Raw genomic sequence first — 25774 nt, forward strand, 5'->3', positions numbered from 1 at the left:
TTGATGACTCGCTCGCTTCGCTCGTTCATGCCGTGGTTCCCCTCCGGTTCAGTACGGGCCGTATTGAATACGCCCAGTACTTAATACACCATGTATCGTATTCTCGTGAACCCATCCCCCACCGATCCCGCCGCTCCCCGCCCGCCCCGCCGTCGGGTCCACACCCGAGCCCGGCTGCTCGCCTCGGCGAGCGAGTTGTTCCTCACCGTCGGCTTCGCGCGGACGAGCATCGAGGACGTCTGCGCCGCCGCCGGGTACACCCGCGGGGCCTTCTACTCGAACTTCGGCAGCAAGGAGGACCTGCTGCTGGCGCTCTTCGACGACCGGGCCGCCGAGCGGATGGCCGAGCTGGAGCGGCTCGCCGCCGCCTGCGAGGGGCTGGCGCCGCAGGAGCGGGCCCGGCTGCTGGTCGAGGCGCTGCTACGGGTCGAGCCCGCGGAGACCGGGTGGATCCTGCTGTTCCTGGAGTTCCGGCTGGTCGCGGCCCGGTCGGCGGCACTGGCCGAGCAGGTCGCCGCGCACGACCGGACCCTGGCGCGGGCGGCGGCGGACGTCCTGGAACGGGCCCTGCCCGAGCTGGTGCCCGCGGGGGCGGACGCCCGTCAGGCGGCGGCAGTGATCCTTGCGGCGCGCGAGGGACTGCTGGCCCGTACGGCGGCGGGCGGCGCGGTGGCCGAGGAACTGATGGCGGCGACGGCGGCGGTGCTTTCGGGCCTGTTGGGGCACTGACGCGAACGCCGAGGGGCGGCACCCGTACCGTACGGGTGCCGCCCCTCGGCGGTGGTGCGCGCGGGACGCGCTAGATGAGCGAGCTCAGCGGCAGGATCAGGGCTATGGCGACGACCGAGATGATCGTCTCCATCACCGACCAGGACTTCAGCGTCTGCCCGATGCTCATCCCGAAGTACTCCTTCACCAGCCAGAAGCCCGCGTCGTTGACGTGCGAGAGGAACAGCGAACCGGCGCCGACCGCGAGCACCAGCAGGGCCGAGTGGGTCGAGGACATGTTCGCCGCGAGCGGGGAGACGATGCCGGCCGCGGTGATGGTGGCGACCGTCGCCGAGCCGGTGGCCAGGCGGATCAGCACCGCGATCAGCCAGCCCAGCAGCAGCGCCGAGATGTGCCACTGGCCGGCCCAGTGGCTGACCATGTCACCCACGCCCACGTCGATCAGGGTCTGCTTGAAGCCGCCGCCCGCGCCGACGATGAACACGATGCCCGCGATCGGGCCGAGCGCCTTGCCGACGGTGTCGGAGATCCGCGCCTTGTCGAAGCCGGCCGCCTTGCCCAGGGTCAGCATGCCGAGCAGGGTCGCGGCGAGCAGGGCGATCAGCGGGGAGCCGACGAAGTCGAGCACCCGCTGGACCATCGCCTTGGGGTCGTCGACCACGACGTCCGCCAGGGCCTTGCCGAGCATCAGCACGACCGGCAGCAGGATGGTCGCCAGCACCGCGCCGAAGGACGGGGTGTGCTCGCGCTCGACCGTCTCCTCGGGGGTGACGGCGGTCGGGATCTCCAGCGGGCCCACCCAGCGCTCGGCCACCCGGGAGAACAGTGGACCGGCGATGACCAGGGTCGGGACGGCGACCAGCAGGCCGAGCGCCAGGGTGACGCCGAGGTCGGCCTTCAGCGCGTCGATCGCGACCAGCGGGCCCGGGTGCGGGGGGATCAGTCCGTGCAGCACCGACAGGCCGGCCAGGGCCGGGATGCCGACCCGCATCAGCGGCACGTTGCCGCGCCGGGCGACCAGCAGCACGATCGGGATCAGCAGGACGACGCCGACCTCGAAGAACAGCGGCAGGCCGAGCAGGGCGGCGATCAGCGCCATCGCCCAGGGCAGCGCCTTCCTGCCGGTCCGGGCCAGCACGGTGTCCGCGATGATGTTGGCGCCGCCGGAGTCGGCGAGCAGCTTGCCGAGCATCGCGCCCAGGCCGATCAGCAGACCGACGCTGGCCACGGTGGCGCCGAAGCCCGTGGAGAAGCTGTTCAGCAGCCTGTCGAAGGGGGCACCCGCGACGACGGCCAGCAGTCCGGACCCGAGCGTGAGGGCGAGGAACGGGTGCAGCTTCAGCCGGGTGATCAGCAGGATGATCGCACCGATGCTGAGCAGCACCGCGATCAGCAGCTGGGTGTTGCTGCCGGTGTGCGGCAGGGCCGGTGGGGCGGCCGCCAGGAGGGTGGGGGCAATGCTCACGCGAGGTCTCCATTGACGGGCCGCAGCAGCGCCACGGCCATCTCGACGAGTTCTTCGGGGGAGGGGCCCACGTCCAGCACGGCGCCGTTCTCGTCCGCACCCAGGGGCTCCAAGGTGGCGTACTGGGAGTCGAGCAGCGACGTCGGCATGAAGTGGCCGGTACGGTGGGCGAGCCGGTCCCCGACCAGCTCGTGGCCACCGCTGAGGTGCAGGAAGAAGGCGTCCGGGGCGTCCGCGCGCAGGATGTCGCGGTAGCCGTGCTTCAGCGCCGAGCAGGTGACCACGCCGCCGGTGCCGGCCTCGGTGTGCGCCTTGAGCCAGGCGCCGATGGCGCGCAGCCAGGGCTCCCGGTCCTGGTCGTCCAGCGGGATGCCGGCGGACATCTTGGCGATGTTGGCCGGCGGGTGGAACTCGTCCGCCTCGGCGAAGGGGAGATCGAGGCGGTCGGCCAGGAGGCGGGCCAGCGTGGTCTTGCCCACGCCGGAAACGCCCATCACCACGACGGTGCGGGGGGCGTCGGGGAGGGCGCGGTTCTCGACGTTGAGAGCCATGGGTGGTGCTCCTTCGTTGCAGGCCGCCACTATCGCTTCAAAGATATGACGTATTCAAGTGGCGGAAACCAAATCGTCATACTTTTACCTTCCCCGCCGGGACGTGCGGGGCGGCGGGGTGAGGCGGGGCGGAGGGTGACGTGGGGGTTCGGACGGGTGGCGTCTACGCTGGGCGGATGGAGATCCAGGGGCTGCCCGGTCGGGTGCTTGACGAGCTCGGGCCGGCGATCGCGTCCGGGGAGATCCCCGAGGGCGCGGTGCTGCGCGGGGAGGAGCTGGAGCAGCGGTTCGGGGTGTCCCGGACGGTCGTCCGGGAGGCGGTGCGCGTCCTGGAGGGGATGCGCCTGGTGGCGTCCCGGCGGCGGGTCGGGATCACCGTCCAGCCGAAGTCGCTGTGGGACGTCTTCGACCCGATGGTGATCCGCTGGCGCCTGGCCGGCGCGGACCGGCCCGCCCAGCTGCGCTCGCTCGGCTCGCTGCGAGTGGCCGTCGAACCGGCTGCCGCCGCGCTCGCCGCCACCCATGCCAGCGACGACGACCGGCGCGAACTCAGCTCGCTGGCAGTGGAGTTGACGGTCACCGCACGGGAGGCCGACCTCACCGCCTTCCTCCGGCACGACATCGCCTTCCACGCCCTGGTGCTGCGCGCCTCCGGGAACGAGATGTTCGCCCACCTCGGGGACACCGTGGGGGCGGTCCTGACCGGCCGGACCGAGTACCATCTGATGCCGCATCAGCCGGAGCCCTACGCGATCAGGCTGCACCGGGAGGTCGCCGACGCGATCTGCGGGGGCGACGCCGTCCACGCGGAACAGGCGATGCGGACGATCGTCACGGGCGCCCTGGAGGAGCTCAACCTCCAGTTGGGCTGAGCTACACCGGCCTCCGCCCGCCCGGATGGCGCGGTTTGGCGGCAGTTCGGTGGATTCGGACGCATGGGCCGGGTTCGGCTGGGCAGAGTGAGGCAAGGGGGCGCGTTTCGCGTGCGCCCGTTCCGTGTTCGCCACCGGATTCGCGCCTGGGGGTCGCCCGATGTCCCTGCCACGCCGCCGTCGCCGCCTGCCCGACGAGGTGCGCTCAGCCGCGGTCCGGGCGGTGCTCTGCCTGGCCTTCACACTGGTGGGCGTGGTGGTCGCCACCCTGGCCTCGTACGCGGGCAGTTGGCTGATGACACCCGCCCTGATGACGATGGGGCTCGGGGTGTTCGGCACGATGTGGTGCCTGCTGGAGATCCTGATCTCCCGCCAGGTCGCCGCCCAGCGGATGCGCGGGCCCGACTCCGCGTACCCGATGGCCGGCAGCCGGGCCGCCCCCGAGCCGCTGGCCGCCCGACCGCTCCCCCGGCCCGGTGGCGCACCACAACAGCAGTACCGACAGGGCCGGTTCCTCCAGCAGGGCCAGCCGTACCAGCAGAGCCAGCCATACCAGCAGCACCCGTCGCACCAGCCCCGGCAGCCCCGGCGTGGGGTGCCGACGCGCTAGCCGCACGGCTCCGCCGCGGCCACTCCCGGGCGGCCGTTCGAACGTCGGTGCGGGCCCCTACAGTCGGGCGCATGAAGTTCTTCCGTTCCAAGGGACAGTCTCCGTACGACCCCGATCTCACCGCCCTGACGGTCGACCAGGCCGATTACCTGCGCGAGCTGGTGCGCCGCCACCACGCCGACCGCGGCGTGCAGGTGACCGTGTCCGGGCAGACCCTCCGGCGGGCCGAGGGCACCAGCAACCTGTACAACCTCGCCGAGTTCTGCCGCCGCGCCGACCAGAGCGAGTGGCCAGGGCTCGTCGAGCGGCACTTCCGCTCCCTCGACGGCGCCACCGGGACGACCCCGGACGACGCCGACGACGTCCTGCGCTGCGCCTACCTCCGGCTGATCGCCGACGACGCGATCCCGGCCGGGATGATGCACGGGTTCGGCTACGTCCGGCCGGTCGCCACCGGCCTGACGGAGGCGCTCTCGCTGGACCTGCCGGAGACCGTCCGGACCCTGGACGACGGGTTCGTCGCCCGGATCGGGCTGGAACGACTGCGGGCCGCCGGGCGGGCGAACCTGATCGCCGACCCGGTCGAGTACGACGTCCTCCGGGGCCCCACCGAGGGCTCGACCCTGTACGCCGTGCACGGCGACTCGATGTTCGTCGCCAGCAAGGCCCTGGTGCTGGACGAGGTCGCCCGCGCGGTGACCGGGCGCGAACTCCCCGAGGGCGGCGCCCTGTTCGCCGTGCCCAGCCGGGGCTACCTGCTCTTCCACCCGCTGGCCGAGCCGCAGGTCGCGGGTGCCGTCAACGACCTGGCGGCGATGGGCCTGCGCATCCACCAGGAGAACCCGGGGCCGCTGTCGCCGCGGCTCTACTGGTGGCACAAGGGCGAGGTGACCGACCTGACCCGGATCGACGACGACGAGCGCTCCTTCTCCATCGTGCCGCCCGAGGAACTGATGGCCGTCATGCGGCGGCTGGCCGGTCGCTAGACGACCACCCGGTAGTGGGTGGTCAGCCGGCCGCCGTCCAGGACGTGGAAGGCGAGCATCGGCGGGTGGTCGAAGGCGATGCCCTTGCCGCCCTCGCAGGGCAGCGTGATGGTCGAGACCACCCCGGGCGCCACCAGTACCGGCAGGCCCGCGAAGGTGGTCGCGGCGGAGGTGTGGGAGTGGCCGCAGAGCAGCGCGGCCACCCGGGGGTGGCGGCGCAGCACCTGTGCCAGCCGTTCCTCGCCGAACTGGCGGATCCCGTCGACGAACGGGACGTGCAGTTCCACCGGCGGGTGGTGGAAGGCGACCAGGGCGGGCAACTCCTGGCGGCCGGAGGCCAGTCGGGTGTCCAGCCAGTCCAGGGTGGCGTCGTCCAGCAGGCCGTCGTGCTGCTCGGGTATCGAGGAGTCGAGCATCAGCACGTCGGCCCCGGCAAGCCGGTGCAGCCGGTTGACCGGGTCCGTCGTGGGCTCCTGCCCGAGCAGCACCTGCCGGTACGGCGCCCGGCTGTCGTGGTTGCCGGGGCAGATGAGCACCGGGTGCCGCGAGGCCAGCACCTCGGCGACCTGCCGGTACTCCTCCGGCAGGCCGTGGTCGGCGAGGTCGCCGGTGACCAGCACCGCGTCGAGCGGCCCGGGAAGTGCGTCGAGGTACGCCATCACCTGCTCGGCCCGCCGCCGGGCCCGCTCGCCCGCGTCCCGGCGGTGGACCTGACCGAGGTGGATGTCACTGAGGTGCGCGATCGTCAGCATGATGATCACGATAGGGTCTGCCGCCGCCCCGCAGAAGGGAGTTGGGGCAGGCCCCGGGCCGGTTCACGGCTGCGCGGGAACCTCCGCGGGGCGCTTGAACATCCGGGTGGCGGTGATCTCGCCGTGGATGGTCGGGCCGTCCGGGTCCTGCGGGGCGGGCAGGCCGGGGCGCAGGTGCTCCTCCACCGAGATGTACTTGAGGCCGGCCCGCAGGTCGGCGTCGTTGCGCAGCCGGATCACCAGCGGGAACTCGGCGAGCGCGGTGGTGTCGAACAGGCCGGTGGTGTAGATGAGCTGGACGCCGAGGGCGTCCGCCACGGCGCGCTGGAGTTCCAGCAGGTAGGTGGCGTTGGCGCGGCCGATCGGGTTGTCCAGGAACAGCGTTCCCGCGTGCCGCAGCTGGGACTGGCCGCGGTCGTTGGCGCGCAGCGCGGCCATCGTGCAGTAGAGCGCGATGGCCGCGGTGAGCAGCTGGCCGCCGGAGAAGACGTCGGACATCTGGCCGACGCCGACCCGCTCGGCGCGCAGCACCGCGTCCGGCTTGAGGATCTCGACGCTGACGCCCTTGGGGCCGATCGCGGCGGCGACGCCGCGCAGCAACAGGGACATGCCGTCGCGGCGCAGGTCGCTGTTCTTCCTGACGGCGGCGCGGGTGGCCTCGTCGATGACCTCACCGAGGCGCTCGACCAGGGTGGCGTGGTCCGGGTCCTCGAAGCGGATCCGCAGGAACTCCTGGCCGGACCACTCCCCCAGGCCCTCGGGCAGCCGGGACAGCCGCTGGGCGGCGCGCAGGGTGGCGAGCGAGGACTCGACCAGGCCGCGCAGCCGGTCGACGATCGAGCCGCGGTTCCGTTCCAGCTGGGCGATTTCGTCGGTGAGCACCCGCAGCCGGGGCGCGAAGGCGGCGGCCCAGGCGGCGGCGTGCTCGGGCAGCGAGGAGGCGGGCAGTTCGCGGATCTGCTGGCGGGCGGGCGTGCGGACGGCCTCGTAGCGGGCGGCGTTGGCGTGCCGGACCAGCGCGTCCGAGGCGTCGCGGACGGCGAGTTCGGCCGAGGACAGCTCGCCGGCGGCCGTCCGCAGGGCGCGGCGGGCGTCGGTGGAGGCGTTGCGGGCCTCGGGCAGCGAGCCGAGGTAGGGCTCGACCGGCTGACCGTCGTCCTCCTGCTGCTCGCGCAGGCCGTCGCGCAGCTGGCCGGCCAGTTCGTCGAAGTCGGCGGCGGCGGACTGGGTGGTGTCGAAGGTGCGCTGGAGGTCGGCGTGCGTGGTGCGGGCGGCGTCCACGGCCTCCCGGCACTCGGCGAGCCGGCTGGTGGCGGTGCGCAGCAGGGCCTGGGCGTGCTCCGGATCGGTGGGGACGAGCTCCTCGGGCAGCTCGGTGTGCGCCTCGCCGTCGGCAGGGGCGGAGCGCTCGGCCTCGCCGCGCAGGCGGCCGAGCTGCTCGCTGGCCGCGGCGGAGCGGGCCTCGATGGTGGCGACCAGTTCCTCGGCGCGGGCGGCGGCGGCCTGGCGGGCCGGGCCGTCGGCGCCGTCGGGGCTGCCGAGGAGCTCTTCGGCGCGAGTGCGGACCTTGTTGGTGAGGCGGTCGAGTTCGGCCGCGGCGGCGGCCTCGTCGCCCTCGGCGCGGGCCTGTTCGGCGCGCAGGTCGGCGCCGACGCCGACCTTCTCGTAGAGCTGGGAGGCGGCTCGGTACGCCTCGCGCAGCGCGGGCAGCGCGGCGGGAGCGGTCTGCTCGACGGGCTCGTCGGCCTGTTCGGCGGCGGGGATCTCGGCGCGTTCGGCGCGCAGGGCGCGCACCGTGCGGCGGGCGTCGTCGGCGGCGCGCTGGGCGGCGCGACGGTCCTCGTCGCAGGTGCGGGCGCGTTCGGCGCAGAGGGCCTGTCGGCGCTCGCACTCGGCGGCGTCCTCGGCGAGTTCGCGCTGGCGGCGGGCCCAGTTGGCGCGCTCGCGCAGCCGGAAGGCGAGGCCGGAGAGTGCGTCGGCGCGGCGGCGGGCGCGCTGGGCGGCCTCGCGGTGCTCCTCGTGGGCGGAGGCGGCGGCCGCGTGGTCGGTCTCGGCCTCGTCGTGGTCGGCGCGCAGGGTGGCCAGGGCGGCGGCGGCTTGCTCGGCGTGCTCGCGGGCGGCCGCGGCGGCGGCGGCGAGTTCGGCGAGGGTGCCGGGCGGGCAGCTGGCGTGCCAGGAGGCGAGGCGGGCGGCGAGGGCGCGGTCGGCGCCGAGGCGGCCGGCGAGTTCGCGGATGTGCTCCTCGCGGGCGGCGGCGCGGGCGCGCAGTTCGCGGCGCTCGCCGTCGGCGGCGGACTCGTCGTGCATGGCCGGGTTCGGCGGCACCAGGAAGAAGGCGGGCTCGTCGGTGATCGGAGCGATCAGCGAGGCGGCGGCGCCGACGGCCACGGTGGAGCGCGGCAGCAGGGCGGCGGCCTGGAGGACCTCGCGGGCGCGCTCCAGCGAGGACGGGTCGGTGACGACCACGCCGTCGACCAGTTCGGGACGGGCGGCGAGGATCGCCTCATGGTCGGTCGGGTCGACGGACTGGGCGAGGTAGCGCCAGCCGGGCAGGGCGGGGATGCCGTGCTCGGCGAGGTACTCGACGGTGGCCAGCACGTCGGGGCCGGGCGGCAGCAGGCCGCCGTCGCCGAGCGCGGCAAGGATGCGGGAGTCGTCGGCGGCGGCCGTCCGAAGGTCGAACAGGGTGCGTTCGGCGGTGGCGATGGCCTCGTCGAGGAGTTCGCGCAGGTACTCGGCGTTGCGGTCGAGCAGGGCGGGGGTGAGGAAGCCGGCGTCCTCCTCGGCGTCCTCCTGGTAGGGCGTCAGGGAGAGCAGGTCGGCGAGGCGCTGCTCGGTGGCGAGCAGGGCGGCGGTGCGCTGCTCGGCGGCGAGCGCCTGGGCGGCGGCCTTGCGGGCGTCGCCGGCCCGTTCGGCGGCGAGTTCGGCGCGGGAGGTGGCGGCGGCGGCCTCGCGCAGCCGGGTGGCGCAGGCCTCGGCGGCGGTACGGGCCTGGGCGAGGGCCGCGGCGGCGGCCTTCTCGACGTCGGCGGCATGCAGCGCGGCCCGGGCCGGGTCCACGTCGCCGTCGGCGTCGATGAACCCGGCCTCGACGGCGGCCTCGGTCTCCTGCTCGACCTCGGCGAGGCGCTGGCGCAGGTGCTCGGCCTCACTGCGGGCCTTCTGCGCGGCGGTGGCGGCCTCGGTGGCGTCGGACTGGGCCTTGGCGCCGTCCTCCTGGAGCTCGCCGGCGCGCTGTTCCTCGGTGTCGGCGCGGGTTTCGGCGGCCCCGGCGGCGGCTTCCAGGGCGCGGGCGAGCGCGGTGGCGGCGCGGGCGCGGGCGGCGAGCGCGGGGGCGGCGTCCAGCTCGGCCTCGCGGATGGCGGCGGCGACCCGGGCGACCCGGTCGGCGGCGGCGCGCTGGCGCAGCACGGCCTCGGCGGCCTGCCAGGCGGAGTGCAGGGTGCGGGCGTCGATGAGCTCACGGCGCAGCGCGGCGGCCTCGGCGGTGGCCGCGGCGAGGCTCAGGGTGGCGTGCCGGTGGGTGAGTTCGTCGGCGATCAGGCTGTGCCGGGTGCGGTCGGACTCGGCGGCGGTGACGGCGCTCGCGGCGGCGGCGACCTCGATGGCGAGGTCCTGGGCGCGGTCGCGTTCGGCGGCGGCGCGGGAGGCGAGGGCGTGGGCGAGGCGGCGGGCGCGGCGCTCGGCGGTGCGGTGGGCCTCGCGGACCGTCTCGCGGGCGGTGGTGGCCTCGACGATGCGTTCCAGCAGGTCGAGCGAGCCGGCGGTGAAGTCGCGTTCGGCGGTGAGTTCGGCGCGCAGGCCGAGCTTGGCGGCGAAGCCGTGCACGAGGTCGGCCAGGCCGTCGGTGTCCCGGGTGTCGGTGACGGCGCGCAGCAGCAGGTCGGTGAAGTCCTTGTCCTGCTTGACCGCGAAGAGGCCGGCCGCCTCGCCCTCGTCGGCGTTCATCTCGCGCTGGTAGCGGAAGAGTTCGGGGTCGAGGCCGAGTTCGCCGAGGTGTTCGGTCCAGCGGTCGTGGCCGTCCTCGAAGACCAGGTCGAGGTGGGGGTGGGCCTTGCCGGCCTCGGTGAGGGCGTCGCGGAAGCCCTTCATGGTGCGGCGACGGCCGCGGGCCTTCTGGTCGCCGGCCAGGCTGACCCGTTCGGCGACCGGCAGCGAGTCGAGGGTGAGGCCGGGGCCGGGTCGGAAGGAGTACCAGGTCTCGGCGAACTTGCGCGGGTCGGAGGAGACCTGGCGGCCGCGCCACTCGCTGACCTTGCCGACCACGATCAGCTCGCCGGTGACGGTGTGCTGCCACTCCAGGGCGACGTGGCCGCAGTCGTCGGCGAGCAGGAACTTGCGCAGTACGCCGGAGCTGGCGCCGCCGAGGGTGTTGCGGTGGCCGGGGAGCATCACCGAGAAGATCAGCTTGAGCAGGACGGACTTGCCGCCGCCGTTCTCCAGGAAGAGCACGCCGGCCGGGGCGGGGCGGCGGACCGGGCCGTCGGTGTCCTCGCCGAACAGGCCGATCTGCTGCGGGGCCGGGTCGGCGACGGGCTCGCCGACGCCGCGCAGGTCGAGCACCGTGTCGGCGTAGCGGGCGCCGGCCGGTCCGATCGAGTAGAGGCGGACCCGGTTGAGCTCGTACATGTGCGGCGGTTCTCCGTGCGTCTTATGGGGTTGTCAGAGCGATCAGAGCGAGTGGAACGGCAGGCCGGCGTCGGCGACCAGCTCGTCGCCGGTGTCCGGCGGCAGCAGGCTGGCGGTGCCGTCGGAGACCGGGACGATGCCGAGGTCGAGCAGTTCGGCCATCGCGGCGCTGCCGGCCAGGTCGCGGACCTGGAGCTGGTAGCGGGCGGTGGTGCGGTAGGTGCCGCCGGAGTCGTCGGAGACCTTCTGCAGGAAACCGGAGTCGACCAGGAACGCGACGGCCTTGGCGACGATGCCGATGGTGGAGCCGGACAGCCGGCGGGCGTCCTTGGTGGCGCCGGTGGCGGTGCGCCGGGCCCAGACCCTCCAGGCGGCCTCCAGGCCGGGGGCGTCGGAGGCCGGGTCGGTGTTGGCGCCGTCGGCGTCGGCCTGCTCCTCGAGGCGGCGGCAGGCCTGGCGGACGAAGGAGTCGACGCCGTTGACGGTGATCCGGCCGAGGTAGCCGTCGTCGGCGAGGTCCTCGGGGCGGGGGAAGGCCATCGCGGCGACGGCGAGGTGGGCCAGGCCGTGCAGGAAGCGGTCGGTGGACTCGGAGGCGGCGCGGCGCGAGTAGTCGCCCATCCGGACGGCGAACAGCGAGTCCTCGGCGGCGGCGACGGCCATGCCGGCCCGCGGCGAGACCTCTAGGACGACCAGGCCCATGCCGGTGGCGATGGCGTCCGCGAGGCGGGCGAACGGCGGGTCCTCGCGGTGACGGCGGACGAGTTCGGCGTACTCGGCGTCGCGGGCGGGGAGCAGCTTGGCCTGGAGGCCGAAGGAGACCAGCCGGGCGGCGTCGGCGACGTCGGCCGGGGTGATCGGCGCGGGTGCCGCGGGTTCGGTCTCGGCCGCCCAGGACGTGTCGTGGTGGGTCGTCACGGGCGGTGCTCCTCGGGGGTGGTGCGGTGGTTACGGTTCGTCAACGGGGGTGCTTGCGAAGTCACTGTCCGGCGGCTCAGCCGGCGTCCTTGCGGTCGGCGGCCATGCCGACGGCGTCGAGCAGGGCGCTGCCGACGATCAGGTCGGCGCCGCCGAACTCCAGGTCGCGCAGCGGGGTGCCGTCGTCCACGGCGAACAACAGCCGCTCCTCGCCCTGGCGGTAGGCGGTGCCGACCGGCGGGCTGGCCGCGTGCACGGCCAGCAGGGCGACCAGGTACGGGAGTTCCGGGTCCCGCTTGCGGGCGTCGGCGAGCAGGCCGGAGAGCCTGCGGGGGGCGTCCGGGGGCAGGTCGAGCAGCTCCAGGGCGGATTCCAGCTGGGCCTCGGAGAAGCGGCTGTCGTCCGGGGTGGCGACCAGGTCCGGGTCGGGCAGTTCGGCGCCGAGGTGCTCGCGCTCGACCGGCGGGGTGAGCAGCAGGTCGACCAGGTCGGCGACGCGGACGGAGACGGGCGTGCGCAGGCCGGCACCGCGGGCGAAGAAGGCGCCGGTGGGGCGGACGGCCTGCTCTATCGGCAGCCGCAGCACGGGGGCGAGCAGCTGCCCGTACAGGTCGATGCCGCTGCGGGCGCCGGGGGTGGCGAAGGCCTGCCGGTCCTGCTCGGCGCGGAACAGCGGGCCGGCCTCCAGCAGGCGGGTCTGCAGCTGGGTGTGTCGGCGGATGCAGTCCTTGACGATGTCGACCAGCTCGGCGGCGCGGCGCTTGTGCTCCGGGTCCTCGGCCTCGTCACGGGCCTTGCGGATGTTGGTGAGAATCGCGTTCTCGTGCCGGTAACGGTCGGCGATGTGGTCCAGGGCCTCGTCGATGAGGTCCGGGACGGCCTTCATCCAGTCGACCGCGCGGACGTTGCGACGGGTGGCGTCGAGGGCGCGGCGCAGCGTCTCGGCGTACTGGACGGTGCGGTACCGGGCCTGTTCGGCGGCCAGCTGGGCGTCGGCCAGGCGGCCGCGGCGGATCAGCACCTCCAGCTTGACCTCGGCGGCGATCTGGGCCGAGGTGACGTCGGTGTCGAGCGCGCCGACCAGGACGTTGACCGCCTCGTCCGTGGTGCGCAGGTAGACGCCGCCGTCGGGGCCGGGGACCTCCTCGATCAGCTTGAAGTCGTAGTCGCGGCGGACGTACTCGCCGTCCGCGCCGAAGGTGCCGTAGACGGCGCGGAAGCCGCGGTCCACGCTGCCGACGTTGATCAGCGACTCCAGCACCCAGCGGGCGACCCGCTCGTGCTCGGGGGCGTGCCGGTGCGGGGCCTGGGCTGCGACCCGGGGCAGCATCCGGGCGAGCACCGTGTCGCGGTCGGCCCCGGTGTCGAAGTCCATGTTCAGGGTGACCAGGTCGATCGCGGCGAGGCCGACCTCGGCCATCGCGTAGCCGCCGTACTCGCCGGCCAGGTTGACCTTGCGGTTGTCCAGGTCGTGCAGCGGGGCGGTGCAGGCCAGCGCCTTGAGCCGGCGGGCCAGTCCCTCGTCGGCGGCGGGGCCGGGCGCGGGCCGCGGTGCGGGCACGGTGGCGCCGGCGGCCGGCCGGAGGCCGGGCTCGGTGGGCAGGTCAGCGATGGCGGTCACGGTGGACAAGATTAGAGGTTCGCACCGACATCGACCGAAACGGACCTTGCGGGCGGGCCGGACGGCTGGCCGGGTGACCCGAGGGGGGTGGATCCAGAACGCGTTTTCGACGGGATCGCGCCATTTCCGAACCGGCATTCGACAAAACCGTGAGGGCCGCGGGGTGGTTCGGTGATGATCGACGCATGATCACCCGACTGGCCAAAGCGGGCCTCGGCGCCGCCCTGTCCGTGACCGTCCTCACCACCGGCGCCGCCGTGGCCGCCCCGGCCGACACGCCGTCGACCTCCGCCCAGCACGTGACCGTGTCGCAGTCCGGGAACTACCCCGGCGGCTTCTTCCGCTCCGGCAGCATGGCGGCGAGCTGGGTCTCCTCCGGCACTTCGGACCTCACCGGCCCGACGCACTTCACCGTCGACCTGCCGCCCGGCGTCACCACGGACGGCGCCATGTTCTACTCCACGCCGTACGACTACACCTTCACCGAGACCCTCTCGCCCGACGGCCGCCACCTGGAGGCCGTGCTCACCGGCACCCGGGTGGTCGGCAAGAGCGAGTTCATGAAGCTCAACCTCCACACCACCTCCGGGGTGCCGATCGCCGGCGTGATCACGGTGACGGCCGCCAACCCGAACGACACCGACCCGACCGGGCACGTCTCCCGCTACGACCTCGGCAGCGGCAGCTACCTGCCGGCGACCGTCCAGGCCGCCCCCGCCGTCACCGGCCTCGACGCCACCACCGGCCCGGGCGCGGGCGGCACCCCGGTGACCGTCAGCGGCAGCAACCTCGCCAACGGCATGGTGCTGGTCGGCGGCGTCCCGGCAGCGGGCACCTGCACCGACACCACCTGCACGGTGACCACGCCGGGCGGCTCGGGCAGCGCCCCCGTCAGCGTGGTGACCCCGGGCGGCACGGCCGCCGCCCCGGCCACCTTCGACTACACCGGCGCCGCGCCGCCTGCGCCGCCCGCGCCGGTGGTGAGCAACCTGACCGCCAGCAGCGGGCCGGTGGCCGGCGGGAACCAGGTGTACGTCCAGGGCACCAACCTGACGTACGGCTCGATCGCCTTCGGCGGGGTGCCGGCCGCGCACGTCTCCTGCGGGCCGTCCTTCTGCTCGGCCACCGCTCCGGCGGGTACCGCGCCGGGGCCGGTGGACGTCACGGTCACCACGGCGGGCGGCACCAGCGCGCCGGCGACCTACACCTACACCGCGTAGCGCCTGCGCCGCCGATGCCCGGGCGCCCGTCGGGCGCCCGGGCATCGGCGCGTCCCGACATCGGCGCGTCCGGGGCATGGGAGCGTCCGGGCAATCCCGGGGCTGTGTTGAACACGTTCAAAAGAGCGGTCTAGAGTCGGTTCCGCGCAGGTCGGAGGAGGCTCCGCCCTGCTCCTCGGCGTGCCCGGCAGGGGGACGCCCGACATGGAGGTGTGCGAGATGGACGACGACCGTGCGGTCATCCTGCGGCGGGTCCGGCGGTGGCTCGGGCTCTTCCTGGTCTGTCTGGTGCTGAGCGGCCTGACCGCCTTCCCGCTGGAGACCGAGACCCGCTGGCTGGTCGACTTCGCCTCCGGCCCGGCGGCTCCTCTGACCGACCGCCTCCCGGCCGCGCTCGCCTGGCTCGAACGGGTGCACACCGGCGTCGCCGAGACCAACGACCGCTATCCGTTCCTGGCGTACGGCACCGACTGGCTGGCCTTCGCCCACCTGGTGATCGGCGCCGCCTTCTGGGGGCCGCTCAAGGACCCGGTCCGCAACATCTGGGTGATCCGCTGGGCGGCGCTCGCCTGCGGCGCGGTGATCCCGCTGGCACTGATCTGCGGACCGCTGCGGGGAATCCCGCTGGCCTGGCGATTCATCGACATGTCGTTCGGCGTCTTCGGCGTCATCCCGCTGCTGATCGTGCTGCGGGCGCTGCGTCCGCTGGAACGTTCCTTCCGTCAACACCTGGCCGCACACTGAGTCGACAGCCCTCGGCGCCGCCCCGGGGCGTGTACACGAAGGCCGCGCGCCGGAGGCCCTCCGGGCGGTCCGGGTCACGGTCACCGGGCTTCACCGCCAGGCCCTACCATCTGGCTCAACAGCTGCTGGGAGGCGGACGGGCGTGGCCGATGCGGTGATCGATCTCAATGCGGACCTCGGTGAGGGGTTCGGGCGCTGGAGCCTGACCGACGACGAGGCGCTGCTGTCCGTCGTGACCAGCGCCAACGTCGCCTGCGGCTACCACGCCGGGGACCCGTCGACGATGCGCCGGGTCTGCGCGCTCGCCTCCGAGCGCGGCGTCCGGATCGGCGCCCAGGTCTCCTACCGCGACCTGGCCGGCTTCGGCCGCCGCGCGATGGACGTCCCCCCGGAGGAACTCGCCGACGAGATCGCCTACCAGATCGGCGCGCTCCAGGTCTTCGCCCGCGCCGCCGGATCCCGGGTCTCCTACGTCAAACCGCACGGCGCCCTCTACAACCGGGTGGTCGCCGACCCCGAACAGGCCGAGGCCGTGGTGGCCGGAGTGCTCCGCGCCGGAGCCGTCTGCGACGGGCCGCTGCCCGTCCTGGGCCTGCCCGGCTCCCGGCTGCTCTCGGTCGCCGAGGGGGTCGGGCTGCCGGTCGTCACCGAGGCCTTCGCCGACCGCGCGTACACCTGGGCCGGCACCCTCGTCCCGCGCCGCGAACCCGACGCCGTGGTGCACGACCCCGAATCGGTGATCACCCGCGCCGTCGGCATCGCCCGGGACGGCACGGTGGAGGCCGTCGGCGGCGACCGCATCGCCGTCGAGGCCCGCTCGCTGTGCGTCCACGGCGACACCCCTGGCGCCGCCCAGCTCGCCTGGCGGATCCGCGGCGCCCTCGCCTCGGCCGGGGTCCGGGTCGAAGCCTTCAGCTGACCGTGGGCGGGACGGTGGTGTCGACGCTCGGACGCGGGATGGAAGCGCTCAGATCCTGCCGACAGCAGTTCCGCGACGAACGGTTGGGCGGGATCGAACGCGCCCTCCCCCTTCTCCACGGCCCGGACCGTGTTCTGCAGCACCCGGGCGAGCGTCCAGGCCGCCGCCCTCACGGTCCGGCTCCAGCACCTCGACCAGTGGGCCGAAGCGCCATCGCAACGCCCCGGGCGAGGTCCCCGGTGGCCGCCAGGTCCGCCCGGCGGCCGCGCAGCGCGGGCAGCAGCTCGAAGCCGGGGTGCCCGGCGAGCGGCTTCGGGTCGATGGCCAGCCAGGACGACCGGTCGCTGCCCGGAAGTGGTGCGAGGACGTTGCCGTAGTGCAGGTCCCGGTGCAGCAGCCGGTCGCCCGGCCCGGTGCGGACCGCCAGGAGGCGCGCGGGGTGACCGGTTCGCCCGCCGTTTCCTCGCCCACCGGCTGGAGCTTGAGCGCCGCCGGCCTGCCGCCGGCGCGTCGGACGGGCAGCACCAGCTCGACCACGCCGTGCGCCGCCCGACCGTCCGGGCGTAGCTCCCAGCGTTCGAGCAACTCGTCTGCCGGGGCGGGGTGTCGGGCCGCCCAGGCGCTTCTTTCCACGCCGAGGGGCTCGGCCGACGACTCGGCCAGGGCAGGCGGGACGAGGATGGGCATCGTGCGGGCTCCTCCGTGACGGTTCGGTGCGGCCCGGTTCGGGTTCAGCCCACGCCCAGTGCCTGTGCGGCCGCCGCCGCGAAGCCGTCCGGGTTGTCGAGCATGATGTTGTGGCCGCAGTCCGGCACCTCCACCACCCGTACCCCCGCTGCCCGCATCCCACCGGCGCCCACCGGCTCCTCCGCCTCCGGGTGGAGGAAGGTGCGCGGGAGGTCGAGTCCGAGCAGCAGCTCACGCATGGTCGGCTCGCTCCCCCGGGCGAGGTGCGCGGCGCTGCGGTAGAGGCCCTCGGGCCCGGCCAGCCGCATGGTGGACCACCAGAACGGGCCGACCCGCTCGGCGACTTCCTCCCGTCCACCGGCCAGGAACTCCGCCTCGGCGTAGCTCGCGATCCCGCTGCTGCCCGCCCGGCCGCGTCCGGGCGCGATCGGATCCAGGTTGGCGTCGACCAGGAGCAGTCGCGAGACCAGTCCGGGGTGCCGGTGCGCCAGTACGATCGCGATCGCGCCGCCCATGCTGTGGCCGACCACCTCCACCCGGTCCAGCCCGGCGGCCGTGATTGCCGCCGCGACCGCGTCGGCGTGTGCCTCCAGGGTGTAGGCGAAGTCGGCGGGCCGGTCGCTGATCCCGAAGCCGAGCAGGTCGAGCAGCAGCGAGCGGCGCCCGGTGAGCAGCGGGTGGGCGGCGGCGGCCGCGAAGTAGACGGGCGAGCTGGCGCCGAGCCCGTGCAGGTAGAGCCGGGCGGGCTCCGCGCCGGGCAGCTCGACCCAGCGGATCAGGTCGCCGTTCGGGGTGACGGGGGCTTCGCGCACGTACGCACACTCCTGTGTCGGTCGGGAACTGCCGAGACCATACCTCGAAGTCGAGGTATCATGGAAACGATATACAACGATATACCCATACTCCGAGACACAGGATCTGAGAGAGTGGCCCCATGCTGAAGCTCGCGATCCTCGGATTCCTCTACGACCGGCCGCTGCACGGCTACGAGCTGCGCCGCCACCTCGCGGCGCTCACCGGCCACGTCCGTCCGATCAGCGACGGCTCGCTCTACCCCGCGATCAAGCGCCTGGAGGCCGACGGCCTGCTGGTCCGCGAGACCGAGCCCGGTAGCGCCGCCGCACCCCGCCACACCCTGCACCTGACCGAGGCCGGCCGCACCGCCCTGCTCGACCGGCTGCGCGAGCCCGAGCCGCTCGACATCAGCGACGGGAACCGCTGGACCGCCCTGGTCTCCTTCCTGCGCCACCTCGACGACCCCGCCACCCAGGCCGCCGTGCTGCGCCGCCGGATCGCCTTCCTCTCCGAGCCGGCCAGCTTCTTCTACGAGGGCGAACGCCCGCGCGCCGCCGAGGAGTTCGCCGACCCGTTCCGGCGCGGCCTGCTGCTGACCGCCCGCGCCACGACCGAGGCCGAACTCTCCTGGCTGCGTGCGACTCTGGGCGAACTCACGGACTGACGAACTGACGGGCCTGACGGCCTGACGAAATGACGGCCCGACGGCCTGATGGACCGATGGACCGATGGACTGATGGACTAGCGAGGCGAACCGGCTGACCTGACCGAAAGGCGCCGAACCCCCTTCCCTCCCCTCCCCGCCCGTGTTCCGATGGCCCCATGGGCAACGACACGCACATGAGCAACGAGCGGCGCGAGGGCTACGACGGCACGGGCGCCGGCGCGATCACCCCCGACGGCTGCGCGGTCGAGGTGTGGACCCGCCTCCCGGTGGGGGACGCCCCGGACGTGATCGAGGCCGCGGTGCCACCCGGCGCCCGGATCCTCGAACTGGGCTGCGGCGTCGGCCGGATGACCCACCCGCTGGTCGAACGCGGCTTCGCCGTCACGGCCGTGGACGAGTCCGCCGAGATGCTGGCCCGGGTGCGCGCGGGCGTCCGCACGGTGCGCAGCCCGATCGAGCGGCTGGACCTCGGCGAGCGCTTCGACGTCGTCATGCTGGCCTCGTTCCTGGTGCACGCCGGCGATCCGGCCGTCCGCCAGGGCCTCTTGGAGACCTGCCGCCGTCACGTCGCCGCGGACGGCTGCGTGCTGGTGCAGCGCGAGGGCGAGGACTGGCACCGGGACGTGCCGCGGGAGAGCCGGATCGCCGGAACGGACGGGGTGGCCCGGATCCTCTCCGCGACACCGGTCGGTTCCGGGGTGAACTCCGTGCACGCGGAGTACGTGTTCCCGGACGGCACCTGGACCCAGACCTTCCTGTCCCGCCCGCTCAGCACGGAGGCCTTCGAGCAGGCCCTGGCCGACGCCGGCCTGCGGGTCGAGACGTACCTGACGGAGGATCGCACCTGGGTCCGGGCCCGCCCCGTCAACTAGTCCCGGCCTGGGGCCCGGTGCGCAAAGCGCGATTAAAGGGTGAACAAAGAACTGTTACTTTCACCCCGTACCATCGGCCGCGCGCCGGGCCCGTGCGCGGCCCGGGGCCGCGCGGGTCGCGGTCGTCCGCACGCCTGCCCCGACCCGCGAGGACCCGCCATGCCGCACCAGCACCCCACCCGCCCGATACCCCTGGCGGGTGTCCGGTGATCGACTGGTTCCACGGGGCCGTACTCGGCCTGCTCCAGGGCCTCACCGAGTTCCTGCCCATCTCCTCCAGTGCCCATCTGCGGGTCTTCTCCGCCCTGTTGGGCTGGGACGACCCGGGTGCGGCCTTCACCGCCGTCACCCAGCTCGGCACCGAGGCCGCGGTGCTGATCTACTTCCGCCGGGACATCGCCTCGATCGTCCGCACCTGGGTGCTGTCGCTGTTCCGTCCGGCACTGCGCTCCGCTCCGGACGCCCGGATGGGCTGGTTCGTGATCATCGGCACCCTGCCGATCGGCATCCTCGGCAAGCTGTTCCAGGACACCATCGAGACCCATCTGCGCGACCTGCGGATCATCGGCACCACGCTGATCGTCTTCGGCCTGGTCCTGGCCCTCGCCGACCGCACCCGCGCCGTCCGCCACGCCCGTCCGATCACCGACCTGACCCTGCCGCACGCGGCCGCCTACGGGTTCGCCCAGGCGCTGGCGTTGATCCCGGGCGTCTCCCGCTCCGGCGGCACGATCAGCGCGGGCCTGCTGCTCGGCTACAGCCGGGAGGCGGCGGCCCGGTACTCCTTCCTGCTCGCGATCCCCGCGGTGCTCGCCTCGGGGACGCTGGAGCTGTTCAAGATCGGCGAGGGCCCGGCCCCGGCCTGGGGGCCGACGATCCTGGCCACCCTGATCGCCTTCGCCGTCGGCTACGCGGCGATCGCCTGGTTCCTCCGGTACGTCTCGCACAACAGCTTCCTGCCGTTCGTGGTGTACCGGGTCCTGCTCGGCGTTCTGATCATCGGCCTGGTGGCGAGCGGCGTGCTGACCCCGGACGCGGGTTCGATCAAGTAGAACCAAGGAGAACCAACGGGAACCCCGTAGAACCGCGTTCCACCGGCGGCCCCCGAAGAGCAGTGGGCCGGGACACCCTCGTGGTGTCCCGGCCCACCGGATGTTTGGGGGGACCTAACGCCCGAACTCCCGGGCGGCGGTCAATCGGCCGCGCACGGCGGCATGGACCTCGGCCTCCTCGGCCGGGTCGGCGGCGAGCCTTCGCAGCCGCTCCAGCACACGCGCGTCGCCCGTGGTGGCGACGTGGCGCGCGGCGAGCTCGCGCGTGGACTCCTCGCAGTCCCAGAGGCACTCGACGGCGGGCCCCTCGGGGAAGTGCACATCGGTCACGGCGAGCGCCCGGGCGGCGCGACCGCGCAGTTCGGAGGAGGCGGCCTCCCCGTAGATGTGGCGCAGGACCGGGACGGCGTCGGCGGCGGCCAGCCGCCCCGCACCGTCGACCAGCGATCCCAGGCCGGTACCGCTGACCCCGCGCACGGAGACCCAGCGGCGCAGTCCGGCGACCACCAGCGGCGCGTCGACCGGTTCCCCGGCGTCGGCGAGCAGCCGGACGGCCGTCTCGCCGAGCGCGCTGTCGGCTCCCCCGCTGGCCGGGTCGGCCCAGCGGCGGGCCTGGGCCAGCACCTCGGGACCGCGCATCCGGCCGAACAGCTCCAGCGCTGCCCGGACGTTCCGGTCGTCCACGTCAGCTGCGGCGGACTCGATCAGTTCGAGGGCGGCCGGATCGCGCTGGTCGACCAGGTAGCGCAGGGCGGCCCGCCGGGCGCCGGGCAGGCCGCCGCGCGCGGCCTCCAGCAGGACCGGACGGTCCTCGGGCCGGACGACCGCGGTCAGACAGCGGGCGGCCGCGGCGGCGCGGCGGTCCACGGCGTCGGGGCCGGACGGGTCCTCGTCGATGCGCACCGGCTCGGGGCGGCCCAGGAAGGCGCCGGCGCCGAGGTCACCCAGCTGCCCCTGGTCGGCCCAGGCCAGCACGTCGGCGGTGGACCAGCCCGGGGTGACGCCGCTGCGGTTGAGCTGGCGCTGCCAGAGGTCGAAGGGTGACTGCTCGCTGGCCGCGGCCACTCTCGGGTGGTAGGCGGCCCAGAGCCGCCAGGGCCTGGGCTCGTAGGCGTTGCGGATGAACTCGCGCAGCTCGGCGTCGCCCTCGGGGCCCGGAGCGAAGCGGTCCAGCACGGCGGTGCCGAGCAGCAGCAGGCCCCGGTCGTCGTCGCGCAGGGCGAGCTCGTCCAGGGCCCAGGCCCAGTTGGCGCCGGTGGCGGCGTACTCGCGCAGCATCAGCAGCGCGTCGCGCCGGCCGTACGCGGCGAGGTGGCCCAGGACGGAGAGGGCGAGGCCGGTGCGGCTCTCGTCGTCGTTGACGAGGTCCTCGGCGGAGTGGAGGTGGTCCTCGATGCCGTCGAGGGAGGCCTCCAGCTCCATGTAGAGGCGGGCGTAGTAGAGGGAGCGGCTCTCGACCTGCCAGTCGGCCCGCGGATCCCTGGTGACGCACTCCTCCAGCGCGGCGATGGCCTCGGCACGGTCGGCGGCCAGCGCGTGGAGCTGCCCGTCACCGCGGCCTCGCTGCAGGAGGCCGAGGAGGCTGGCACTGGGTGCTATCACTGGCTCGAACATGAGGTCAGCATCCGTTGCGGCGGTCGTAGTGGCAACGGGATTTCCGTCGCCGGGGTCTCTGGTCGGTACTGCGGTGGGCGCCCGGGCGCCGGAATCACCGAAGGTTACCGCCTCGGACCCCCTTCCGCACACAGGGCGACGAGGGCTGCTGCCACAGTGGCATATGCCAGGGGAATTTTGTCTGCGTTCTGTCCAAATCGCCCACATCGGCGCGGACGCTGTGCGACAGTCGTCTCACCGCCCCGACGACCGGCAACGGGGGCCACACCGAGCGATGGACCCGTCATGAACATGCCCTTAGGCGCCGCCCGCCAGCCGGACACCGCCACGGTGGACGGCTCCCCGGCGGGCGACGCCGAGGGCAGCGCCGACGACGGCTCCGACCGCGGAACGGAGGGCGCAGTGGACGGCACGGCGCAGGGGCCGTCCGGTCCCTCCCTCGACAGCGGCGGCCGTCCCGGCCGCCGCGACTGCAACGGCAAGCCGATCATCGGCTCGGCCGAGTGGGACCTGCTGACCGACGGCGTCCGCTGGAACGCGGAGACCTACCTCCTCCTCGGCTGCGACCCGGGCCACGGCCCGCTCAGCCTCGACCGGCTGCCCGACCGCCTCCCCGAGGCGGACCGGCCGCTGCTGCGCCGGATGATGACCGACGCCCTGGTGCACGGCCGTCCGGCCGCGGGCACGCTGCGGATCCGCCGCCCCGGCGGACGGCACGACGATGTCGAGTGCGCGGGCGAACCCGTGCTCGGCGCGGACGGCACCGTCACCGCGCTGCGCATGCTGCTCCGACCGGCCCCGCCGGCCTGAGCCCGCACCCCGGCCGCACCCCGGCCGGGACCTCAGCGCCTCCCCGAACCGGCCCCGCCGGCCGCCCGTCTCACGACGGCCGCGGCCGGTTCTTGGCGTCCGCCGCCCGCAGCTCCCGGCCGAGCTCCGACCGCAGCTCGTCCACCACCGGCAGCCCCCGGTACCGCGCGGTGAGCCGGTACATCTCGCGCAGCCGGTCCCAGGTCCGGTGCGAGGAGTTCTGGCCGATCAGGTTCATCACCATCTTGGCCTGGAACGCCGCCGCGTCCGGCTCCCCGGTGATCCAGTGCACCGAGGCCAGGGTGATCCGGTCGAACAGCGCCGAGCGCAGCTGACCGGTGCCCTCCCGCAGGGTGATCACCCGCTCCGCCTGCCGCCGGGCCCGGGGGGCCGCCGCCGGATCGTGCTCGGCCAGGGTGCGCAGCACCAGCCCCTGCATGCCGCGCAGTTCGGCCTCGTCGAAGACCTGCATCCAGGACGGCGCCGGCTCCGGCGACTCCTCGGTGAACAGGTCCTCGGCCTCACCGAGCAGCCGGTAGGTGTCCTGGGAGTGCCCGATCGAGGCGTGCGCCCAGGCCTCGACGGTGTTGAACATCGCACGGGTTCTGGGCAGCAGCAGACCGCCGCCGGCCTTGGCCGCCGACATCAGCTCGATCGCGTCGTCGGCCCGGCCCAGGTGCACCATCTGCCGGGCGGCCCGGGAGATCGCCTCGCCGGCCCGCGGCCGGTCGCCGGCCTCCTTGGCCGCCTCGGCCGCGATCATGAAGTACCGCTGGGCGGTCGGCTCCAGGCCCACGTCGTGCGACATCCAGCCGGCCAGTACCGCCAGGTTGGCCGCGACCAGCCACAACCGCTGCTCCACCGCAGGCGCGTGGCGGTGGGTCAACAGCCCTCCCACCTCGTTGAGTTGACCGACCACCGCCTTGCGCTGGAGCCCGCCGCCGCGGGCCGCGTCCCAGGCCCGGAACACCTGCACCGAACGCTCCAGCGACTCCACCTCGTCGAGCCCGACCGGGCCCGCGTCGTACACGTCCACCACCGGGCGCCCGCCGCCCCCGGTGACCACCTGGCGGGGCCCGGGCACGGAGGCCGCGTACGCGACCGCGTCCCCACCCAGCCAGCCCTTCAGCGAGTCGGCGATGACCGCCCCGGTCGTGAGCGCGGCTCCGGCGCCCACCAATCCACGTCGGTTCAGCATGAGGTCCATTCCCGTGAACTCGGTGAGGACCGCGGCTGTTCGATCCGGCGACCACGGCACTGCTGCGGAGGACTCCGCTCCGGACCTGGTGGGCCGGTGTCGTTCCAGACCGAGGTCCTCAGTGGTGACGACACGGCCGAGCCGCTCCGTGAACACGGCTGCCAGCACCCTCGGCACCGGATCGCGCGGGATCTCCCCCTGCTCGATCCACCGCCGTACCCTCGACGTGTCGGTGGACAGCTGCTGCTGCCCCAGCGCGGCACCCCGACGGTTGACCAGCCGCGCCAACTCGCCCTTGGACCATCCGGTCAGAACGAACAGATCGGCGAGTCGGGTGTTGGGTTCCCTGCTCAAATGAAGCCCCCAGGTTCCTCGGCACTTCCGAGGCTAGAGGCTCCGGCAAGTGCCAGGCGAGCATTCGCCACCGTTCGCCAGGGCCCGCCAGACTACTAAGCCAGTGCCCGACGGGTGTGTTGTAGGAGTGCGCCACCTCGCCCCTCGGGTCGGGCGGCGTCCCACCAGGGCCGGGGCTGTCCCCCGACCGTGGCACGGGGCGCTCCCGGTCCTCACCCGAGGGGGTGGCGCGGCCGGGTGGCGCGGGGGCGCCGGGCACGGCCACGGCAGTCCGGCCGACCGCATTCCCCAGGGTGCGGACGGCCGGAGCACTGCCGAACAGGGGTTCCTGACCCCGCGTCCGTGCCCGGCGCCCGCGCTCCACCCACCGACCGAAGCAGGGCCGCCGTCGTGCCAGGAAGCACCCGGCGGCGGCCCTCCCCGCCCCGCGGGGCGCACCCGCCGACGGACCGGAAGGGACCACCCCCAGCCCATGTACTCCTCAGCGACGACCCCCACGCCGACCGCGACCCGCACCGCGCTGCGCCCCCCCACCGCAGCCGCGGGCCGTCCCGGGCCCAGGCAGGTGCCCCCGGCGAGCCGTCCGGTGGCGCCGCGCGGCACCGAGGGCCGGTCCACGGATGCCCGGGTCCCAGCCGGCCGTACGGCGCTGGGGCTACGCGCCCCCGAGGCCGCCCCGCCGGTCGGCCACCGCCTCCCGCTCGCCCGTCAGGCCGACGGCCAGGTGCTGCGGGCCCGGCGGCCCGGCCAGCCGCTCGTCCCGGAGCGGATCGATCCGTCGGCGCTGCAGACCCCGGCGGTGCGGGCCGCGCTGGGCAGCGTCGCGCGGATATGTCCCGCGTTCACCCCGCGCCAGGTCCTGCGCGAGGGCAGCCGCCACATCCTGGTGGCGGGCACCATCGGGCGGGCTCCGGTGGTCGCCAAGTGCCTGGCGCCGCAGGCGGTGCGGAGTGAGTACTTCGAACAGCTGGTGGCCGACTTCCACCACGAGGTCGCGGTCTACCGGGCGTTCGTCCGGCACCGCCCGCCGGTGCGGCTGCCCCGGCTGGTCGCGGCCGACCACGACCGGTGCGTGCTCGTCGTGGAGCGCGTTCCCGGGCGGCCGGCCGCCCGGGAACGCCACCCGGTCAACGCGCCCACCCCGGGCGAGGTGCGGGCGCTGCTCGGCGCCGTGCGGACGCTGAACCTCTGGCGGCCGCCGAGCGACGTCTTCCAGCCGCGCCTGGACTACCAGTGGGAGATCTCCCGCTACCACTCGGTGGGCCAGCTCACCGACCGGGACGCCGGTGACCTGCGCGGCCTGCTGCACGGGCTGGGCCACACCCCGCTGCAGCTGTGCCACGGCGACGCCCTGCTCAGCAACATGCTGCTGGCGCCGTCCGGTCCCGTGCTGGTCGACTGGGAGCAGGCTGGCTGGTACCTGCCGGGCTACGACCTGGCGGTACTGTGGAGCGTGCTCTCCGGCGACACCGCGGCCCGCCGCCAGATCAGCCAACTCGCCCAGAGCGGCGGCACGATGGCGCGGGACGCCTTCCTGGTGAACCTGGTGCTGGTGCTGATGCGGGAGATCCGGCTGTACGACGTGCCGGGCGCCGGAGAGGAGCAGCGGATCATGATCCGCCGGCTCTACGACGACGCCGCGCTGGCCCGCCGCGCGGTCCGGGCCGCGGTCGGCACCCGCTGAACACCGGGCCCCGCTCAGCCGGCGG

The 25774-nt window shown here is 74.2% G+C and carries 21 protein-coding genes and 1 pseudogene; 12 read left to right on the forward strand and 10 right to left on the reverse strand.

Annotated features, from left to right (window positions below):
• Positions 1 to 105: 105 nt before the first annotated feature.
• Positions 106 to 729, forward strand: coding sequence for a TetR/AcrR family transcriptional regulator (locus tag ACH4J0_RS32045; protein WP_396244381.1), 624 nt, complete (start codon positions 106 to 108; stop codon positions 727 to 729).
• 70 nt (positions 730 to 799) lie between these two features.
• Here the strand turns inward: ACH4J0_RS32045 and ACH4J0_RS32050 are convergent, their stop codons facing one another.
• Together ACH4J0_RS32050 and ACH4J0_RS32055 are read right to left on the reverse strand one after the other, a co-directional pair.
• Positions 800 to 2188 carry a GntP family permease gene (locus ACH4J0_RS32050; protein ID WP_396244459.1) on the reverse strand — a complete coding sequence of 463 codons (1389 nt, stop codon included), beginning with the start codon at positions 2186 to 2188 and terminating at the stop codon, positions 800 to 802.
• Between the two features lie 2 nt (positions 2189 to 2190).
• The gene (locus ACH4J0_RS32055; RefSeq protein ID WP_396244383.1) at positions 2191 to 2745 is read right to left on the reverse strand and encodes a gluconokinase; all 555 of its coding nucleotides are present in this window, start codon (positions 2743 to 2745) and stop codon (positions 2191 to 2193) included.
• Between the two features lie 176 nt (positions 2746 to 2921).
• On the opposite strand from ACH4J0_RS32055, the gene ACH4J0_RS32060 reads away from it, so the two are divergent.
• From ACH4J0_RS32060 to ACH4J0_RS32070, 3 genes are all read left to right on the forward strand, one after another.
• Positions 2922 to 3617: a FadR/GntR family transcriptional regulator gene (locus ACH4J0_RS32060; RefSeq protein WP_396244384.1), complete on the forward strand. Its 696-nt coding sequence runs from the start codon at positions 2922 to 2924 to the stop codon at positions 3615 to 3617.
• Between the two features lie 160 nt (positions 3618 to 3777).
• On the forward strand, positions 3778 to 4227 hold the full coding sequence (locus tag ACH4J0_RS32065) for a hypothetical protein (protein WP_396244386.1): 450 nt from the start codon (positions 3778 to 3780) through the stop codon (positions 4225 to 4227).
• A 71-nt stretch (positions 4228 to 4298) separates the two neighbouring features.
• Positions 4299 to 5213, forward strand: a complete 915-nt coding sequence (locus ACH4J0_RS32070; protein WP_396244388.1) for a hypothetical protein — start codon at positions 4299 to 4301, stop codon at positions 5211 to 5213.
• Here ACH4J0_RS32070 and ACH4J0_RS32075 read toward each other — a convergent pair.
• The 4 genes from ACH4J0_RS32075 to ACH4J0_RS32090 form a co-directional block, all read right to left on the reverse strand.
• Positions 5210 to 5965: a metallophosphoesterase gene (locus ACH4J0_RS32075; protein ID WP_396244389.1), complete on the reverse strand. Its 756-nt coding sequence runs from the start codon at positions 5963 to 5965 to the stop codon at positions 5210 to 5212. The genes ACH4J0_RS32070 and ACH4J0_RS32075 overlap by 4 nt on opposite strands.
• Positions 5966 to 6028: 63 nt before the next feature.
• Positions 6029 to 10594: a hypothetical protein gene (locus ACH4J0_RS32080; protein WP_396244390.1), complete on the reverse strand. Its 4566-nt coding sequence runs from the start codon at positions 10592 to 10594 to the stop codon at positions 6029 to 6031.
• 42 nt (positions 10595 to 10636) lie between these two features.
• Positions 10637 to 11512, reverse strand: coding sequence for a hypothetical protein (locus ACH4J0_RS32085; RefSeq protein ID WP_396244392.1), 876 nt, complete (start codon positions 11510 to 11512; stop codon positions 10637 to 10639).
• A 76-nt stretch (positions 11513 to 11588) separates the two neighbouring features.
• Entirely contained in the window at positions 11589 to 13115 is a 1527-nt protein-coding gene (locus tag ACH4J0_RS32090) for a hypothetical protein (RefSeq protein ID WP_396244460.1), read from the reverse strand.
• A 203-nt stretch (positions 13116 to 13318) separates the two neighbouring features.
• On the opposite strand from ACH4J0_RS32090, the gene ACH4J0_RS32095 reads away from it, so the two are divergent.
• The 3 genes from ACH4J0_RS32095 (at position 13319) to ACH4J0_RS32105 (ending at position 16016) form a co-directional block, all read left to right on the forward strand.
• Positions 13319 to 14353 carry an IPT/TIG domain-containing protein gene (locus ACH4J0_RS32095; protein WP_396244393.1) on the forward strand — a complete coding sequence of 345 codons (1035 nt, stop codon included), beginning with the start codon at positions 13319 to 13321 and terminating at the stop codon, positions 14351 to 14353.
• Between the two features lie 219 nt (positions 14354 to 14572).
• Positions 14573 to 15097 carry a hypothetical protein gene (locus tag ACH4J0_RS32100; RefSeq protein ID WP_396244394.1) on the forward strand — a complete coding sequence of 175 codons (525 nt, stop codon included), beginning with the start codon at positions 14573 to 14575 and terminating at the stop codon, positions 15095 to 15097.
• 142 nt (positions 15098 to 15239) lie between these two features.
• On the forward strand, positions 15240 to 16016 hold the full coding sequence (locus ACH4J0_RS32105; protein WP_396244396.1) for a LamB/YcsF family protein: 777 nt from the start codon (positions 15240 to 15242) through the stop codon (positions 16014 to 16016).
• Between the two features lie 62 nt (positions 16017 to 16078).
• On the opposite strand, the pseudogene ACH4J0_RS32110 reads toward ACH4J0_RS32105, so the two are convergent.
• Together ACH4J0_RS32110 and ACH4J0_RS32115 are read right to left on the reverse strand one after the other, a co-directional pair.
• Positions 16079 to 16703 (reverse strand): annotated as a pseudogene (locus ACH4J0_RS32110) (aminoglycoside phosphotransferase family protein); the annotation flags it as partial.
• Positions 16704 to 16747: 44 nt separating this feature from the next.
• Positions 16748 to 17515: an alpha/beta fold hydrolase gene (locus ACH4J0_RS32115; protein WP_396244397.1), complete on the reverse strand. Its 768-nt coding sequence runs from the start codon at positions 17513 to 17515 to the stop codon at positions 16748 to 16750.
• Between the two features lie 122 nt (positions 17516 to 17637).
• On the opposite strand from ACH4J0_RS32115, the gene ACH4J0_RS32120 reads away from it, so the two are divergent.
• The 3 genes from ACH4J0_RS32120 to ACH4J0_RS32130 all read left to right on the forward strand — a co-directional run bounded on the left by ACH4J0_RS32120 (position 17638) and on the right by ACH4J0_RS32130 (position 20089).
• Positions 17638 to 18162 carry a PadR family transcriptional regulator gene (locus ACH4J0_RS32120; RefSeq protein WP_396244398.1) on the forward strand — a complete coding sequence of 175 codons (525 nt, stop codon included), beginning with the start codon at positions 17638 to 17640 and terminating at the stop codon, positions 18160 to 18162.
• Positions 18163 to 18320: 158 nt separating this feature from the next.
• Entirely contained in the window at positions 18321 to 19037 is a 717-nt protein-coding gene (locus tag ACH4J0_RS32125) for a class I SAM-dependent methyltransferase (protein ID WP_396244400.1), read from the forward strand.
• A 209-nt stretch (positions 19038 to 19246) separates the two neighbouring features.
• Positions 19247 to 20089 (forward strand): undecaprenyl-diphosphate phosphatase, encoded by an 843-nt coding sequence (locus tag ACH4J0_RS32130; protein WP_396244461.1) that lies wholly within the window; start codon positions 19247 to 19249, stop codon positions 20087 to 20089.
• A 114-nt stretch (positions 20090 to 20203) separates the two neighbouring features.
• Here ACH4J0_RS32130 and ACH4J0_RS32135 read toward each other — a convergent pair whose 3' ends face one another.
• Complete coding sequence (locus tag ACH4J0_RS32135; RefSeq protein ID WP_396244401.1) at positions 20204 to 21703, reverse strand: HEAT repeat domain-containing protein; 1500 nt, start codon at positions 21701 to 21703, stop codon at positions 20204 to 20206.
• 285 nt (positions 21704 to 21988) lie between these two features.
• On the opposite strand from ACH4J0_RS32135, the gene ACH4J0_RS32140 reads away from it, so the two are divergent.
• Positions 21989 to 22513 carry a hypothetical protein gene (locus ACH4J0_RS32140; protein WP_396244403.1) on the forward strand — a complete coding sequence of 175 codons (525 nt, stop codon included), beginning with the start codon at positions 21989 to 21991 and terminating at the stop codon, positions 22511 to 22513.
• A 70-nt stretch (positions 22514 to 22583) separates the two neighbouring features.
• Here ACH4J0_RS32140 and ACH4J0_RS32145 read toward each other — a convergent pair whose 3' ends face one another.
• Complete coding sequence (locus ACH4J0_RS32145; protein WP_396244404.1) at positions 22584 to 24065, reverse strand: hypothetical protein; 1482 nt, start codon at positions 24063 to 24065, stop codon at positions 22584 to 22586.
• Positions 24066 to 24537: 472 nt separating this feature from the next.
• Between ACH4J0_RS32145 and ACH4J0_RS32150 the strand changes: the two genes are divergently transcribed.
• Positions 24538 to 25749, forward strand: a complete 1212-nt coding sequence (locus tag ACH4J0_RS32150) for a phosphotransferase (RefSeq protein ID WP_396244406.1) — start codon at positions 24538 to 24540, stop codon at positions 25747 to 25749.
• The last annotated feature ends 25 nt before the right edge of the window (positions 25750 to 25774 follow it).

This window comes from Kitasatospora sp. NPDC017646, from assembly GCF_044329365.1.
GTDB lineage: Bacteria > Actinomycetota > Actinomycetes > Streptomycetales > Streptomycetaceae > Kitasatospora.

Excerpts from the sequence above, each read along its gene's own strand:
- ACH4J0_RS32120 (WP_396244398.1), top strand. The coding sequence starts at position 17,638 with ATGCTGAAGCTCGCGATCCTCGGATTCCTCTACGACCGGCCGCTGCAC.
- ACH4J0_RS32095 (WP_396244393.1), top strand. The coding sequence starts at position 13,319 with ATGATCACCCGACTGGCCAAAGCGGGCCTCGGCGCCGCCCTGTCCGTG.
- ACH4J0_RS32150 (WP_396244406.1), top strand. The coding sequence starts at position 24,538 with ATGTACTCCTCAGCGACGACCCCCACGCCGACCGCGACCCGCACCGCG.
- ACH4J0_RS32070 (WP_396244388.1), top strand. The coding sequence starts at position 4,299 with ATGAAGTTCTTCCGTTCCAAGGGACAGTCTCCGTACGACCCCGATCTC.
- ACH4J0_RS32140 (WP_396244403.1), top strand. The coding sequence starts at position 21,989 with ATGAACATGCCCTTAGGCGCCGCCCGCCAGCCGGACACCGCCACGGTG.
- ACH4J0_RS32135 (WP_396244401.1), bottom strand. The coding sequence starts at position 21,703 with ATGTTCGAGCCAGTGATAGCACCCAGTGCCAGCCTCCTCGGCCTCCTG.
- ACH4J0_RS32125 (WP_396244400.1), top strand. The coding sequence starts at position 18,321 with ATGGGCAACGACACGCACATGAGCAACGAGCGGCGCGAGGGCTACGAC.
- ACH4J0_RS32080 (WP_396244390.1), bottom strand. The coding sequence starts at position 10,594 with ATGTACGAGCTCAACCGGGTCCGCCTCTACTCGATCGGACCGGCCGGC.
- ACH4J0_RS32075 (WP_396244389.1), bottom strand. The coding sequence starts at position 5,965 with ATGCTGACGATCGCGCACCTCAGTGACATCCACCTCGGTCAGGTCCAC.
- ACH4J0_RS32055 (WP_396244383.1), bottom strand. The coding sequence starts at position 2,745 with ATGGCTCTCAACGTCGAGAACCGCGCCCTCCCCGACGCCCCCCGCACC.
- ACH4J0_RS32100 (WP_396244394.1), top strand. The coding sequence starts at position 14,573 with ATGGACGACGACCGTGCGGTCATCCTGCGGCGGGTCCGGCGGTGGCTC.
- ACH4J0_RS32065 (WP_396244386.1), top strand. The coding sequence starts at position 3,778 with ATGTCCCTGCCACGCCGCCGTCGCCGCCTGCCCGACGAGGTGCGCTCA.
- ACH4J0_RS32060 (WP_396244384.1), top strand. The coding sequence starts at position 2,922 with ATGGAGATCCAGGGGCTGCCCGGTCGGGTGCTTGACGAGCTCGGGCCG.